The sequence below is a fragment of the Priestia sp. SIMBA_032 genome, from assembly GCF_046535215.1.
Classification (GTDB): domain Bacteria; phylum Bacillota; class Bacilli; order Bacillales; family Bacillaceae_H; genus Priestia; species Priestia aryabhattai.
The window spans coordinates 1-255 of sequence record NZ_JAWRXD010001081.1 but is presented as its reverse complement, the minus strand read 5'-3'; the positions used below and the strand labels follow the sequence as shown (position 1 = coordinate 255).

The 255-nt window shown below is 38.8% G+C and carries 1 pseudogene; it reads left to right on the top strand.

The features are described from left to right. Nucleotides 1–255 (top strand): annotated as a pseudogene (locus SB717_RS37670) (hypothetical protein); the annotation flags it as partial.

Genomic DNA, 255 nt, shown 5'->3' with positions numbered 1-255 from the left:
ATTGGAGGGATTCCCCTTCTTTTTGCCCTGATCATGAAATCAGATTCCTTTAATAGTATAGGCGCCGATTATGGGGCTATGGCCGACTTACTTGGGCTTAATTTATTCTTTTTTTTGGTATTGCTGACTTTTTTCGCGGCAATGGGCAGTTTATGGATCGTGGTAAAGTTTGTGCACAAACTATCATTTAAAAATTTTACCACGTCTCGTAAAAAGGTGGATTGGAAAAGAATCATTTTCTCGTTTGTCCTATGG